Below are 13,371 nucleotides of genomic sequence, written 5' to 3' on the forward strand. Positions count from 1 at the left end.
ACATTCACTGGATTCCGACCAACACATGCAGATCATTCGTACTGGAACAGTATTGACTGGCGAATACGCCGGTTGGACGATAGAAATTCAGGATGACCGCGCAGGTGAAACCGGAGGTTATTACCTGTTCCTGGTCCAGAACGAATCAAATGGTTTCGATTCTTGGTTTGAACTCATAGAGCAGCTGCAGCAGCAAATTTCAGAACTCGACGTTCGCTGGAATTAGCGCCTCGCTCTTTCGTTCCACCCCTCCCCATCCCCCCTTCAAAGTCAGCCGCTATAGCGGCAAGGACGAAGTCATGCCCGAAGAAAACAAACACGACTTGGCTGCAGCTGACCGCAAGCTACTCATCCAGGCCGCGCACTCCGCGCGAATCGATATAGAACGGTGCACCTGCAGCGATCCAAAGTGGCCTTTCCGGCTGGCTGGCAAGTCCGGCGTCCGTGGCCACTGGAACCCCCTCATCAACGACGGGGATGCGCTACGCCTGGCTGTGGTGATGGGGCGCATGGAGCGCCTGGGCGTGGCCATTCACATAGTCGAGCCGTTCGACGGCGACACCGGCCCATACACCTACGTGGATGCTGAGCGCTTCGGCGAGCAGACCATGTATCACCAAGATGATCCTTTCGGGACGACTCGCCGCGCAATAGTTGAGGCAGCTGCTGAAATTGGGAGGAGGTCGTGACCGCCACCCTCTGGTTCGCCTATGTGTTCATCTACAAGGGGCCAAGGCCATGAGGAAGGTAAGCCGTTTCGTAGATGATCCCAAAGCACAGTACGGCTTCCGCTCAGTGCCGGCGACCTATGAGGACGCTGAGAAAATAACCGGATTTCGCCTGGACCGTCGCATCAACTACCTGATCACACAGGAAGGAGAAGTTGAGCAGGAAAGCTGGTGCACCTTGGATTGCTCCGGATGCAGCTGCGGGTGCGAGGGTGGCTGCAGCTGTGGCCCATCCACGGGATGTAGCGAATGCGGCTACACCGGCAAAAGCCGCCATTACTTCAGCTTCCCGCCCTCACCGCCAGAACGCAAGAAGCCCTAACCCCAATCCCCCTACATGCCTGCCGGTGAGCATCAAGGCTGTTTCTTGCCCTTCGCCAAGCCACAAACCATCAAAACCAAACCGGGAATCCAAAGGGCTGGCGCAGTGATCGCGATGCCGCAGATTGCCAACGGGATCCCAGTCAAAAACAAAGGGTTTCTAAACGCCTTATCCATTTCGCGCCACCTGTAAGAATTTTTCTCATTAAAGCACAAGTGCCTGCCGCAAAGCGGTGGACCACTTTCTGCCGCCCAGCGCGGCAAGGACACCACTATGGAAATTCAAAGCGAAACCCTTGCCGAGGAAGAGATCGCGGCAATCACCGGTTACATGATCCCGTCAGGCCAGATCTCCTGGCTCAATCGAAACGGCTGGAAGTATGTGCTGACCCGCGCGCGCCGACCTGTAGTAGGCCGCTTCTACGCCCGCATGAAACTGGCAGGCGTAAAACCATCAGCAGAGAATGTCGCGGCCGAAGCCTGGTCACTGGATCTGTCAAAAGTAGGATAAATCGATGCGAGCAAAAAAGGCGGCGAACAGGGACCTGCCGCCGCGAATGATTCGGCGCGTGCGCACGCTGAAAGGCGGTAAAGAGTGGGTTGGGTACTACTACGACGGGAGGAATGAAGACGGGAAGCGGGTAGAGATCCCGCTCGGGGGTGACTTGGACATCGCCAAGGCTGAATGGGCAAAGCTAGATTGCAAGCCGGTGCCGAAGAAGAACGCTCTGCTGGGCCAAGTGTTTGACCGGTACGAACGGGAGATCGTCCCGGGCAAGGCGCCCAAAACGCAAAGCGATAACCGGCTGAGCCTGAAACAGCTGCGCAATGTGTTCAGTGACGCGCCTATCGATGCGGTTACGCCGCAGATTATTGCGCAGTACCGCGACAGCCGCACCGCCAAAGTTCGAGCCAACCGGGAGATCTCCCTGCTGTCACACATCTACAACATCGCACGCGAATGGGGATTGACTGAGGCCAACCCCGCCGCCGGTGTGCGCAAGAACAAAGAGGCGCCGCGCGACTTCTACGCCAGCGAGGAAATCTGGAGCGCCGTATACGCGGTGGCAACCTCAGAGCTGCGCGATGCAATGGATCTGGCATACCTGACTGCCCAGCGCCCGGCTGACACGCTGTCAATGCGGGAGGCCGACGCGGTTAACGAATTCCTGCAGGTATCCCAAGGCAAGACGTCCAAGAAGCTGCGGATCCGCCTGACGGCCGCCGGTGCGCTAAATGATTTGGGCATGCTGGTTGAGCGCCTGACTGCGCAGAGACGCGCGCGGGGGGTTCGAAACCCTTATCTGATCGTCACGGAGGACGGGAGGCAAGTGACCAAGCACATGCTGCGACTGCGTTTTGACGATGCGCGCGACAAGGCAATCGTCATCGCCAGGGGCGCAGGTGATGGGGTGTTGGCCGCGAGTATTCGGCAGTTCCAGTTCCGTGACATCCGCCCAAAAGCGGCCAGCGAAATCCTGGACCTGGGTGATGCCAGCCGACTGCTGGGGCACACCGACAAACGCATAACCGAGACGGTTTACAGGCGTGTCGGGGAGATCGTGAAACCGACCCGCTGACATCGAGTTGCGGAAACTGCCTGAAATGATGCGGAAACTATCAGGCTCTAAGCTGGTAGGAGCATCAAGCCCCAGAAACACAAAAGCCCCGCTAGTGCGGGGCTTTTGTTTGAATCTTGGCGGGAAACCAGGGATTCGAACCCTGGAGACGCTATTAACGTCCGCCGGTTTTCAAGACCGGTGCATTCAACCACTCTGCCAATTTCCCTTGTGCATCACAGGATTATAGTAGCCCATCCCGTCTCAGCGGGCGCCATAATACCCGAATGAAACACACTGTCAAACTCTTGCCATCGCTTGTTACAGAGCGTCTGTTATGATCTTTGCGACTGAACGTTTCAAAACCGAAGGAGTGTCGCCATGCGCGAACAGAATTACGCAGTGAATGGTAACGCGCAGGCTGAGCAGCTTGAAGTCAGCCGCGTGTTGCGCAACACCTATGGCCTGCTCGCCCTTACCCTCGCATTCAGCGGCGTGATGGCGTTCGTGGCCCAGCAGATGCGCGTCGGCTACCCGAATATCTTTGTCGTGCTGATCGGCTTCTATGGCCTGTTCTTCCTGACCAACAAGCTGCGTGACTCGGCCTGGGGCCTGGTGTCGGCGTTTGCCTTGACCGGTTTCATGGGCTTTATCCTCGGCCCGATCCTCAACCGTTACCTCGGCATGGCCGGCGGCGCGGAAGTGGTCAGCTCGGCGTTTGCCATGACCGCACTGGTGTTTGGCGGCCTGTCGGCCTACGTGCTGATCACCCGCAAGGACATGAGCTTCCTGGGTGGTTTCATTACCGCTGGTTTCTTCGTGTTGCTGGCGGCTGTGGTTGCGAGCATGTTCTTCCAGATCAGCGGCCTGCAATTGGCGATCAGCGCAGGTTTTGTGCTGTTCTCCTCGGTGTGCATCCTGTTCCAGACCAGCGCGATCATCCACGGTGGTGAACGTAACTACATCATGGCGACCATCAGCCTGTATGTGTCGATCTACAACCTGTTCATCAGCTTGTTGCAGATCTTTGGCATCATGAGCCGCGACGACTGATTGTCAGCGCAATAAAAAATGCCCCGCATCGAAAGATGCGGGGCATTTTTGTTTGAAGGGGCTTAATACTGGTTGGGCTCCATTTCCAGATCGACCTTGAAACGCTCTGCAATGTCGCGCTGGATACGCTGGGCCAAGTTCGCAATATCGTGCCCTGTGGCATCGCCATAGTTGACCAACACCAGCGCCTGCAACTTGTGCACGCCGGCATCGCCGTCACGGAAGCCCTTCCAGCCTGCCTTGTCGATCAGCCAGCCGGCCGCAAGCTTCATCTGCCCATCGGCCTGCGGGTACGCCACCAGGTCCGGATAGCGCGCCTGCAGCTCAGCCGCCAGCACCTGGGACACCAGCGGGTTCTTGAAGAAGCTGCCCGCATTGCCCAGCTCGGCCGGATCGGGCAGTTTTTCCCGGCGGATACTGCAGATCGCGCGGCTGACGTCACTCGGTGTTGCCTCGGTGATCCCCTGCCCCGCCAGGCGCTGCTGCACCGGACCGTAGTCGAGTTTCAGGCGGCTGGCGCGGCTCAGGGCAAAGCGCACCCGCAAGATCAGCCAGCGCGCGGTCTCGTGTTTGAACAGGCTGTCGCGGTAGGCAAAGTTGCATTCTTCCAGGCTGAAATTGCGCAACTCGCCGGTGTGACGATCCAGAGCGGTCAGGCCGGCGAATACATCCTTGATCTCGACACCGTAGGCGCCGATATTCTGCATGGGCGCGGCGCCAACGGTACCGGGGATGAGGCTGAGGTTTTCCAAGCCGCAGAAGCCTTGTTCCAGGGTCCATAGCACGAACGGATGCCAGGCCTCGCCGGCTTCGGCCTCGACCACCACCTGCGTGCCGTCGTCGTGCAACACACGGATGCCCTGGCTGGCCATGCGCAGCACCAGCGCCGGAATGTCCTGGGTCAACAGCAAGTTGCTACCGCCGCCGATCACCAGCAGCGGCACCGCGTGTGCCGCCGAATAGGCCAAGGCCTCACGGACATCATCGTCGCTGCGGGCCTCGGCGAACAGCTGGGCACGCACGTCAATGCCAAAGCTGTTGAATGGCTTGAGCGACACCTGCGCAAGCACCTGCAAGGTCATAACCGCCCCTTCAATTCGATCACCAATAAATCACAGGCACGTTCAATCAGGTCCAGGACCCGTTCAAAGCCTTGTTCGCCTTCGTAATACGGGTCCGGCACTTCGTCCACTTCGGCGTCGTAACGGCGCAGGAAAAGGTCCAGCTCAGCCTTGCCCTGGCCCGGCTGCAGGGCCTTGAGGTTGCGCAGATTGCTGTGATCCATGGCCAGGATCAGGTCATAGCGCGCAAAGTCGGCGCGAGAAACCTGCTGGGCACGCTGGGCCGACAAATCGTAGCCGCGCACCAACGCCGCACGCTGGCTGCGCTGGTCCGGCGGGTTGCCGACATGCCATTCACCCGTCCCGGCGGACGCGACTTCGACCTGCCCCGCCAGCCCCGCTTCGCGCAATTTATGGCGCAGCACGCCTTCTGCGGTGGGCGAGCGGCAGATATTGCCCAAGCAGACAAACAGAACCTCCATCAGGCCCCCAGCAGGCGACGGACGCGCTCAAGGTCTTCCGGAGTGTCAACACCGGCCGGCGGTGCTTCCAGCGCATCGCCCACGTGGATGCGCACGCCATGCCACAGGGCCCGCAGTTGCTCCAGGGACTCGGTATTTTCCAGCCAGCATGGGCCCCAGCTGACGAAGTCATGCAGGAAGCCGGCGCGGTAGGCGTAAATGCCGATATGGCGACGGTAAGGCACGCCTTCCGGCAACACGTCAGGCTGCTTGGCGAAGGCGTCGCGCGCCCAAGGCAAGGTCGAACGGCTGAACGTCAGCGCCAGGCCGTTGATGTCACTGACTACCTTTACCACGTTCGGATTGAACAGGGTCTCGATGTCTTCAATCGGCTCGGCCAGGGTCGCCATGCGTGCTTCGCCATGGGCGGCCAGGTTGGCGGCCACCTGGTCGATCACACTGGGCGGGATCAGGGGTTCGTCGCCTTGCACGTTGACCACGATGGCGTCAGGCGCCAGGCCAAGCTGGGTGGCGACTTCGGCCAGGCGGTCGGTGCCAGAGTTATGGTCTTCGCGGGTCAGCACCGCCTCGGCACCGAAGCCCTTGCAGGCTTCGATGATGCGCGGGTCGTCGGTGGCCACCACCACGCGCTCGGCGCTGCTCTTGCAGGCCTGTTCCCACACCAGCTGGATCATCGGCTTGCTGCCGATCAGTTGCAGCGGCTTGCCCGGCAGACGGGTCGAGGCGTAGCGGGAAGGAATGACAACGGTAAAGGCGGTGGTCATTTATCCAGGCGCTCATCGGTGGTCAGGGTGCGAGCTTCGCTTTCCAGCATCACCGGGATGCCATCACGGATCGGGTAAGCCAGGCCGGCGCCTTTGCTGATCAGCTCGGTTTTGTCGGCGCTGAGCTTGAGCGGGCCTTTGCAGATCGGGCAAGCGAGGATATCGAGCAATTTGGTGTCCATGAGTGTTTCCTGGAAAGCAGCGGTTTAAGGCAAAAGGCGGGCAGGCAACAGACGCATCAGCTGCGTGTCGAACCAGGCGACGAACGCCGGCGACGGCAGTGCATCCACCGCAAGGTACCACCAGTCGGGCTGGGCAAAGGCGCGGCACTTCACCGCGTCCTTCTCGGTCATGACCAGCGGCAATGACGGCGTAAAATTCAGGACTTCGGCGCTGTAAGTCGCGTGGTCGGCAAACCCATGGGGTATCGGCTGCCAGTGTAGCGTTTCAAGGGTATTGAAGAAACGTTGCGGGTTGCCGATGCCGGCAACCGCATGCACCTGCTGACCTGCTGGAAAATGATCCACCGGCTGCCGCTCGCCGGTCAGCAGGTTGACCAGTGCGGTGGGCTGCAAGCGAAAGGCGAAACCATCGTCTCGATCACTGGCGGCGCCGTTGTACAACAGCGCATCGACGCTCTGCAGACGTTCAACAGGCTCACGCAACGGTCCCGCCGGCAGGCAACGGCGGTTGCCCAGGCCCCGGGCAGCGTCGATCAGCACCAGTTCAAGGTCACGGGCCAGGCGGTAGTGCTGGAGACCGTCGTCGGAGAGGATCAGGTCCAGGGTTTCGCTGGCCAGCAGCGCCTGGACCGCACGGCTGCGATCGGGGTCAATCATCAACGGCACGCCGCAGCGCTGCACGATCAACAAGGGCTCATCACCCGCCACTTCGGCGCTCTGGCTGCCTTCGACCCGCCATGGCAACTGCGGCGGCTTGGCGCCATACCCTCGACTGACCACACCTACGCGCAAGCCGCTACGTCGGCAGTGTTCGATCAGCCACAGGATCAACGGCGTCTTGCCGGTGCCACCCACGGTGATATTACCGACCACCACCACCGGCACCGGCGATTGATAGATCTCGCCCTCACCCGCCAGGAAGCGTGCACGCTTGCGCTGCACCACCCGGCGATACAAGGACTCCAGCGGCCGCAACAGCGCAAGCGCCGGATGGCCCTCGTACCAGGCCTTGAGCAAACGATCAGACAGGGCCATCAGGGTTGGCCCGCCGCCTCGACAGTGGTCATGCGCAAATGGCTGAAACCGAGTTTGCCGGCGGCGTCCATTGCGGTGATCACGGCCTGGTGCTGGGTCTTGCCATCGGCACTGATCGACAGCGGCAGCTTAGTGTCGCCGCCGGACTCTTTCTGCAAGGCATCCATCAGGCTGGCCAGGTCGTTTTTCTCGAGTAACTGGTTATTCACCGAAAACACCCCGTCGGCGCTGATGGCGATGTCCAATTGCTTGACTTGCTGGTCCTCGGCCGGCGAACCGCTCACGGCCTCCGGCAGGTCGACGCGCAGTTCGGTCTGCCGGGTGAAGGTGGTGGTGACGACAAAAAACAGCAGCAGGATAAACACCACGTCGATCAGCGACGCGAGGTTGATATCGACGTTTTCCCGTTGCTTGCGGCGAAATTTCACGCTTTGCCCCCAACCAGGTCCACGTCACGGTCGCCCTGCACCACTTCCACCAGTTTGATGGCTTCCTGCTCCATGCCCACCACAAGCTCATCGATACGGCGTTGCAGGAAGCGGTGGAAGAACACCGAGGGAATACCCACCATCAGGCCTGCGGCCGTGGTGATCAGCGCCTTGGAGATACCACCGGCCAGTACGGCCGCGTTGGTGGTCATGCCGGAGCCCATGAACGAGCTGAAGATATCGATCATGCCCAACACCGTACCGAGCAAGCCGAGCAACGGCGCCATGGCGGCGATGGTGCCGAGGGCGTTGATGTAGCGTTCCAGTTCATGGATGACGCGGGCGGCGGCTTCCTCGATGCACTCTTTCATAATCTCGCGACCGTGCTTGGAATTGGCCAGCCCGGCAGCGAGGATCTCACCCAACGGGGAATTGGCGCGCAGCTCCTTGAGTTTTTCCTTATCGAGCTGTTTGTTCTTGATCCAGGACCAGACCTGCCCCAGCAAATGCTCGGGGGTCACGCGGCTGGCGCGAAGGGTCCACAGGCGTTCGGCGACGATGCCGAGTGCGGCGATAGAACTCATGATGATCGGCAACATCATCCAGCCGCCGGATTTGACCAATTCCCACACAGTGAATGTCCCCTCGAAAAAGTGCGCCACTTTACCATATAGGTGCGTCGACCACAGACCCCATCGGCCGCGGCTAGGGTAACCGCTCGCGCCAGAACCGGCGTTGACTGCGCGCAACTATCGGGGGCGTAAAAGCACCCAACTGCAGACGTACAGCGCCCTGCTCGGCGCTGTCATATACCTGGCTGCCCAACCGCTGGTAGCGTTCCATCACCTGTGGATGGGGATGGCCGAACGCATTGTTGCGCCCTCGCGAGATCAGCACGGATCGCGGAGCAAGCCGTTCCACAAAGGGCCAGGACGAAGAACTGCGACTGCCATGGTGCGGCGCTTGCAGCCAATCGGTGGGCACCGCCAGCGGTGACGCAAGCATGGCCTGTTCCGCCGCACGGCCAATATCACCGGTCAGCAGCAGGCGCTCGCCATTGGCCTGCACCTGCAAGACGCAGGACTTCGCGTTGCCACTTATGGCGTCCGGCCACTGCCAGAGTTCGAAGGTCACACCGTCCCAGATCCAGCGCTCGCCGCTGGTGCAAGGCTGGGTGGCGAGCGATGGGGGCAGACCTTCAGTTTCTCCGCCCACCACACGCTTGATCGGCATGCCATTGGCAATCGCCGCTGCACCCCCGGCGTGATCGGCATCGGCGTGGCTGAGCAGCAGCATATCCAGCTCTCCTACCCCGAGCTTTCGCAAAGACGGCAGTACCACGCGCGCACCCAAGTCGAATGTGCCGGAACGCGGGCCGGCGTCGTAGAGCAACGTGTGATGACGGGTGCGCAAAATCAACGATTGCCCCTGGCCGACATCAAGCTGCGTCACCTCCACCTGTCCGTCGGGCACCAGCGCTCGTGGGGGAAACACCGCCAGCAGAAACATCGGCCAACCCAACACACGAAACGGCACGCCCTTGGGCAGCAGGAGCAGCACTGCGCCCAGCAGACTTACCAACCAATACCCCAGCGGTACATCGGCCGGAATCCAGGCCGGCATCTGTCCGGCGAGCCACGCCAAGCCGTTGAACAAGGCACCCAGTGCCCCGCCCGCCAGCCACAGCAGACCTTCCCCTACAAACGGCAACGCCAGCAATGCAGTGCCCAACAAGGCCAGCGGCAACACCACCAGGCTGATCCATGGCACCGCCACCAGGTTGGCAAACGGCGCACTCAGGCTAATGGGCAGCCCCAACACCAGCAAGGCCGGAAACAACCCGATGGCAATCAACCACTGCGGCCGAGTCCACACCTGCCACAGGCTCCAGGGTCCCAGACGGCCACCAAACGCCAGGATCAGCACCGCAACCGCCGCAAAGGACAGCCAGAACCCCGGCTGCAAGCTGGCCAACGGCTCCAGGATCAGCACCCCATTGAGCGCCAGCAACAAAGGCCACCACAGCCCTAGGTGACGCAAGCGCAATCGCCACAACAACACCAGCCCAACCATCACGCAGGCGCGCTGCACCGGCACGCCAAATCCAGCCAGCAAGCCGTAACCCAGCGCCGTAGTGAACGCCAGCCCACAAGCCCAGGGCAGCCATGGCCAGGTTCGAGGCCAGCATCCATAGCGCGCCAAGCCAGCGATCAAACCGTAAATCAACCCCGCCAGCAGGCCGATATGCTGGCCGGAGATGACCAGCAAATGCACAGTCCCTGTATCCTGCAGCACCTGCCAATCAGCAGCCGCCAATCCAGAGCCATCGCCCAACACCAGGGCAATCAGGCCAGCCTCCCGGCCTTGGGCGTCCACCGCAAGCAAACGCTGACGCACACTGTCGCGCCAGGCGTTGGCAGCCGGTGCCAGGCGCTCTCCATCCTTTACCGTACCGGTGGCGCCAATGCGCTGGGCCAGCAGCCAAGCCTCCTGATCAAAGCCGTGGAAGTTCAGCAACCCGGCGGGCCGCTTGAGGGTGACGGCCAGGCGCCAGCGTTCACCGCTGCGCACGGGCGGCCCGCCACGCCAGGACACCCGGATGTGCGTGGGCAACCGGGCATTACGCGACCGACTGTCGGTCAGTACAAAGCGCACGCCCTCGTCCGTCTGTTGCGGAAGCCCGCTGACCCGCCCTTCCACCCAGCGCGTCTGACCGTCCAGTACTGGCTTGAGGCGATCATCCAGCGCCCACTGCGCGCTCATGCACGCCCAACTCAGCCCAAACAGGAAAAAAGCCAAGGGATACGTGCGAAACGGCAACAGCATCAGGGCCAGCACCAGCAAGGCGATCAGCCAACCGGTCGTCGGCAATGCCGGTAAAAAGCGCAAGGCCAGCAGCCCCAGCGCAAACGCGCACATCCCTGTCCTCATGAATCATCCTTTTCAAGTGATCCACTCAGTCTTAGCCGGATGCCCAGCACGGCCTATGATGTTTTGTCACAAAGTCTGAATTTTCTGTTTATAGAATGCGGGCATACTTGCCCCTCGAACTGACCTGGACCCCTTATGCCCCGGCGCTTATTCAAACGATACATGCCTGACCCCAGCAGTATCAGGGAACACAAGTCATTACAGTTCCTTGGCACCTTGCTGCATGACCCGAACCTCTGGCACCTGAACCGGCACTCGGTCGCGCGCGCAATGGCTGTGGGTTTGTTCGCGGCTTTTATTCCCATTCCGTTACAGATGCTGCTGGCCGCCGTCCTGGCGATCACCGTGCGCGGCAATATGCCCATCGCGGTCAGCCTGGTATGGCTGACCAACCCGATCACCATGCCGGTGGTGTTTATCTGCACCTACATGACAGGCGCCTGGTTGATGAATGTGCCCCCGCGCAGCTTGCCGGATGACCTGACCTGGGAATGGATCAGCGGCCAATTGAGCACGTTATGGCAGCCGTTCCTGCTGGGTTCAGTGGTGTTGGGGCTGGTGCTGGGTGCGCTCGCGTATTGCCTGACCATGGGCTATTGGCGCTGGTGGGTGGCCCACCAATGGAAAAAACGCAAACAGCGTCGCGCCTAGCAAGCCCGCAGACGCAGATGCACCCGCAGCCCTTTTCCGGTGTTTTGCGCCCACAAGCTACCGTCCTGGCGCTGCACGGCGTTGCGCGCGATGCTCAAGCCCAGGCCGAAGCCACCATCGCCGGGGCGTGATCCGTCCAGGCGGGTGAACGGTGCGAAGATCCGTTCCAGGTCCCCGTCATCGATCCCGCCGCCCTCGTCCTCCAGCCATACATGCCAATAGTCACCTTCGCGACGCCCATCCAGGCTGACCACACCGCCCACGGGTGAATGGCGAATGGCATTGCGCAGAATGTTTTCCAAGGCCTGGGCCAACGCATTCAGGTTGCCGCGCACCCAGCATTCCGGGCCGAGCAGACACGGCAGGTGCGACGCGGGCCAATCGCTTTCGAAGCATGCGTTTTCGCGCAACATATCCCACAGCGCCTGAAGCTGGATATCTTCCTGGGGCAGCGGCGCCCGCTCGGTGTCCAACCACGCCAGTTGCAGGCTGTCTTCCACCAGGCGTTGCATCGCATCGATCTCACGGCCAAGCCGCTCGCGCAGTTGCGTCAGGTCCTGCTCACTGTCACACGCCACGCGCAGGCGGCTCAGCGGCGTGCGCAGCTCATGGGACATGTCCCGCAGCAGTTGCTGCTGCAATACCACGGTGCCCTGCAAGCGCTCGGACATGTGGTCGAACGCGCGGCCCAGCTCACCCAATTCATCCTGACGACTGGTCGCGTCGTGGGACAGCCGCGTGTTCAACTGGTCAGCACGCCAGGCGTTGGCCTGCTCACGCAGTTGATTGAGGGGCATGATCAGCAGCCGATACAGGCCGACGCACAGCAACAGGGTAAACAGGCCGGGGATCACGCCATTGGTCACCACCCGCCAGAACAGTTGGTAGCGCCCCGGCATGAAGCGCTGCGGCAACTCGATCACCAGCGAGCCTGCGTTGGGGTCGACCGGAAACGGGATTTTCAGCCACGGCAGACCTTTGGCATGCCGGCTCACCGGCCAGTCCAGGCCACGCAGAAAGGTCAGGCGCTGGCTTTCCTTGTCGGTCAGCGGGTAGCTGCTCAGCGATTGCAAGTCATTGCCGATCACGCCGATCCAGGTGGTTTCGCGCTCGCCCATCTCCTGCAGCCACGCATCGACGCCAGCATTGCCGTCTCGGTTCCAGGCCTGCTCCGCTCGCAACGCGTAACCACTCAAGGTGATCCGCGCTTCATCGGACAGGTAGGCGTTCTTCTGCTCCATGTAGCGCCCCCACGACCAACTGAGCCAGATCATCAGCAAACAGAAGGCGATCAACAGGCAGGCCAGCTTCCAGAATAACGAGTGCTTGCCCGGCAGGCCTTTAAAGGCTGTCATCAGCACCGCTCAGCACATAGCCCTTGCCCCACACCGTGCGCACTTCGCGCTCGGTGTAGCCGATGGCCTTGAGCTTGCGGCGGATCTGGCTGATATGCATGTCGAGGCTGCGGTCATGGGGCGCATAACCACGTTGCAGCACCTGCTGGTAAAGGAAGGGTTTGCTGAGGACTTCTTCAGCGTTGCGATGCAAAGTTTCCAGCAGGCGATATTCACTGCGGGTCAGGCCAGCCCGATGTTCCAGGTGGCAGACATCGCACAGTTCATCGTCGAAGCGCAGGGTGCGGGTATCGTCACGTGCGGGTGCCAGGCTCGGCAATGGGCGTCTGTCCAAGGCGACACGGCGCAGGATGGCCTCGATGCGCACGCGCAGCTCGATCATGCTGAACGGCTTGGGCAGGTAGTCATCGGCGCCCAGGCGAAAACCGCTGATGCGATCGGCCTCAGCCCCCAGTGCCGACATCAGGATCACCGGGATCGAATGGCTCTGGCGCAGATGGGTCAGGATCGACAACCCGTCCAGCCCTGGCAGCAGAATGTCCATCAACACCACGTCGAACACCTGGTCGCGCGCCATCTGCAGGCCTTGCTGGCCGTTCTGGCACCAGGTGACATGGAAACCACAGCGCCCCAGGTGCTCATGGACATAAGCGCCCAGCACGGGGTCATCTTCGATGGTCAGGATACTGGGTAGGCCAGTTGCTACAGGATTCATTAGTATCTGCAAGTCATTCTCAATGACTGATTATTCAAGATAACCCCGCAGCAGGCAATCGCCACTGGCCGCCAAATGCCTTCAAGATTGCCGTATGTCATTAATT

At 61.0% G+C, this 13,371-nt stretch carries 16 protein-coding genes and 1 tRNA gene; 6 read left to right on the plus strand and 11 right to left on the minus strand.

The window, feature by feature from the left end; all coding sequences use genetic code 11:
* Positions 1–25: 25 nt before the first annotated feature.
* The 4 genes from U367_RS0109640 to U367_RS0109660 all read left to right on the plus strand — a co-directional run bounded on the left by U367_RS0109640 (position 26) and on the right by U367_RS0109660 (position 2,629).
* Positions 26–226: a hypothetical protein gene (locus tag U367_RS0109640; protein WP_032864180.1), complete on the plus strand. Its 201-nt coding sequence runs from the start codon at positions 26–28 to the stop codon at positions 224–226.
* A gap of 73 nt (positions 227–299) precedes the next feature.
* Entirely contained in the window at positions 300–689 is a 390-nt protein-coding gene (locus tag U367_RS0109645; protein ID WP_028616762.1) for a hypothetical protein, read from the plus strand.
* A 634-nt stretch (positions 690–1,323) separates the two neighbouring features.
* On the plus strand, positions 1,324–1,560 hold the full coding sequence (locus tag U367_RS0109655) for a DUF4224 domain-containing protein (protein WP_028616763.1): 237 nt from the start codon (positions 1,324–1,326) through the stop codon (positions 1,558–1,560).
* A 4-nt stretch (positions 1,561–1,564) separates the two neighbouring features.
* On the plus strand, positions 1,565–2,629 hold the full coding sequence (locus U367_RS0109660) for a tyrosine-type recombinase/integrase (protein WP_028616764.1): 1,065 nt from the start codon (positions 1,565–1,567) through the stop codon (positions 2,627–2,629).
* 117 nt (positions 2,630–2,746) lie between these two features.
* Here U367_RS0109660 and U367_RS0109665 read toward each other — a convergent pair.
* Positions 2,747–2,837, minus strand: a tRNA-Ser gene (locus U367_RS0109665).
* A gap of 152 nt (positions 2,838–2,989) precedes the next feature.
* Here U367_RS0109665 and U367_RS0109670 point away from each other — a divergent pair.
* Positions 2,990–3,661 (plus strand): Bax inhibitor-1/YccA family protein, encoded by a 672-nt coding sequence (locus tag U367_RS0109670; RefSeq protein WP_016977342.1) that lies wholly within the window; start codon positions 2,990–2,992, stop codon positions 3,659–3,661.
* Positions 3,662–3,723: 62 nt separating this feature from the next.
* On the opposite strand, the gene murB is transcribed toward U367_RS0109670, so the two are convergent.
* From murB to U367_RS0109710, 8 genes are all read right to left on the minus strand, one after another.
* Complete coding sequence (gene murB, locus U367_RS0109675; RefSeq protein ID WP_028616765.1) at positions 3,724–4,743, minus strand: UDP-N-acetylmuramate dehydrogenase; 1,020 nt, start codon at positions 4,741–4,743, stop codon at positions 3,724–3,726.
* Positions 4,740–5,204, minus strand: coding sequence for a low molecular weight protein-tyrosine-phosphatase (locus U367_RS0109680; protein ID WP_010209653.1), 465 nt, complete (start codon positions 5,202–5,204; stop codon positions 4,740–4,742). Before U367_RS0109680 ends, murB begins: the two co-directional genes overlap by 4 nt.
* On the minus strand, positions 5,204–5,968 hold the full coding sequence (gene kdsB, locus U367_RS0109685) for a 3-deoxy-manno-octulosonate cytidylyltransferase (RefSeq protein ID WP_028616766.1): 765 nt from the start codon (positions 5,966–5,968) through the stop codon (positions 5,204–5,206). Before kdsB ends, U367_RS0109680 begins: the two co-directional genes overlap by 1 nt.
* The gene (locus tag U367_RS0109690) at positions 5,965–6,150 is read right to left on the minus strand and encodes a Trm112 family protein (protein ID WP_003174668.1); all 186 of its coding nucleotides are present in this window, start codon (positions 6,148–6,150) and stop codon (positions 5,965–5,967) included. Before U367_RS0109690 ends, kdsB begins: the two co-directional genes overlap by 4 nt.
* 24 nt (positions 6,151–6,174) lie before the next feature.
* Positions 6,175–7,185 carry a tetraacyldisaccharide 4'-kinase gene (gene lpxK / locus U367_RS0109695; RefSeq protein WP_028616767.1) on the minus strand — a complete coding sequence of 337 codons (1,011 nt, stop codon included), beginning with the start codon at positions 7,183–7,185 and terminating at the stop codon, positions 6,175–6,177.
* Positions 7,185–7,613: an ExbD/TolR family protein gene (locus tag U367_RS0109700; RefSeq protein WP_010209650.1), complete on the minus strand. Its 429-nt coding sequence runs from the start codon at positions 7,611–7,613 to the stop codon at positions 7,185–7,187. Before U367_RS0109700 ends, lpxK begins: the two co-directional genes overlap by 1 nt.
* The gene (locus tag U367_RS0109705; RefSeq protein ID WP_016978182.1) at positions 7,610–8,245 is read right to left on the minus strand and encodes a MotA/TolQ/ExbB proton channel family protein; all 636 of its coding nucleotides are present in this window, start codon (positions 8,243–8,245) and stop codon (positions 7,610–7,612) included. Before U367_RS0109705 ends, U367_RS0109700 begins: the two co-directional genes overlap by 4 nt.
* 73 nt (positions 8,246–8,318) lie before the next feature.
* On the minus strand, positions 8,319–10,544 hold the full coding sequence (locus U367_RS0109710; RefSeq protein ID WP_236639972.1) for a DNA internalization-related competence protein ComEC/Rec2: 2,226 nt from the start codon (positions 10,542–10,544) through the stop codon (positions 8,319–8,321).
* Positions 10,545–10,679: 135 nt separating this feature from the next.
* On the opposite strand from U367_RS0109710, the gene U367_RS0109715 reads away from it, so the two are divergent.
* A complete protein-coding gene (locus tag U367_RS0109715; protein ID WP_012724913.1) occupies positions 10,680–11,195 on the plus strand; it encodes a DUF2062 domain-containing protein in 516 nt (171 codons plus the stop codon).
* Here U367_RS0109715 and U367_RS0109720 read toward each other — a convergent pair.
* Both U367_RS0109720 and U367_RS0109725 read right to left on the minus strand, forming a co-directional pair.
* Positions 11,192–12,550, minus strand: a complete 1,359-nt coding sequence (locus tag U367_RS0109720) for a sensor histidine kinase (protein WP_028616769.1) — start codon at positions 12,548–12,550, stop codon at positions 11,192–11,194. The genes U367_RS0109715 and U367_RS0109720 overlap by 4 nt on opposite strands.
* The gene (locus U367_RS0109725; protein WP_028616770.1) at positions 12,537–13,265 is read right to left on the minus strand and encodes a response regulator transcription factor; all 729 of its coding nucleotides are present in this window, start codon (positions 13,263–13,265) and stop codon (positions 12,537–12,539) included. The genes U367_RS0109720 and U367_RS0109725 overlap by 14 nt, the downstream gene beginning before the upstream one ends.
* Positions 13,266–13,371: the final 106 nt, after the last annotated feature.

Origin of the sequence: Pseudomonas canadensis (assembly GCF_000503215.1) — a bacterium.
GTDB classification, from domain to species: domain Bacteria; phylum Pseudomonadota; class Gammaproteobacteria; order Pseudomonadales; family Pseudomonadaceae; genus Aquipseudomonas; species Aquipseudomonas canadensis.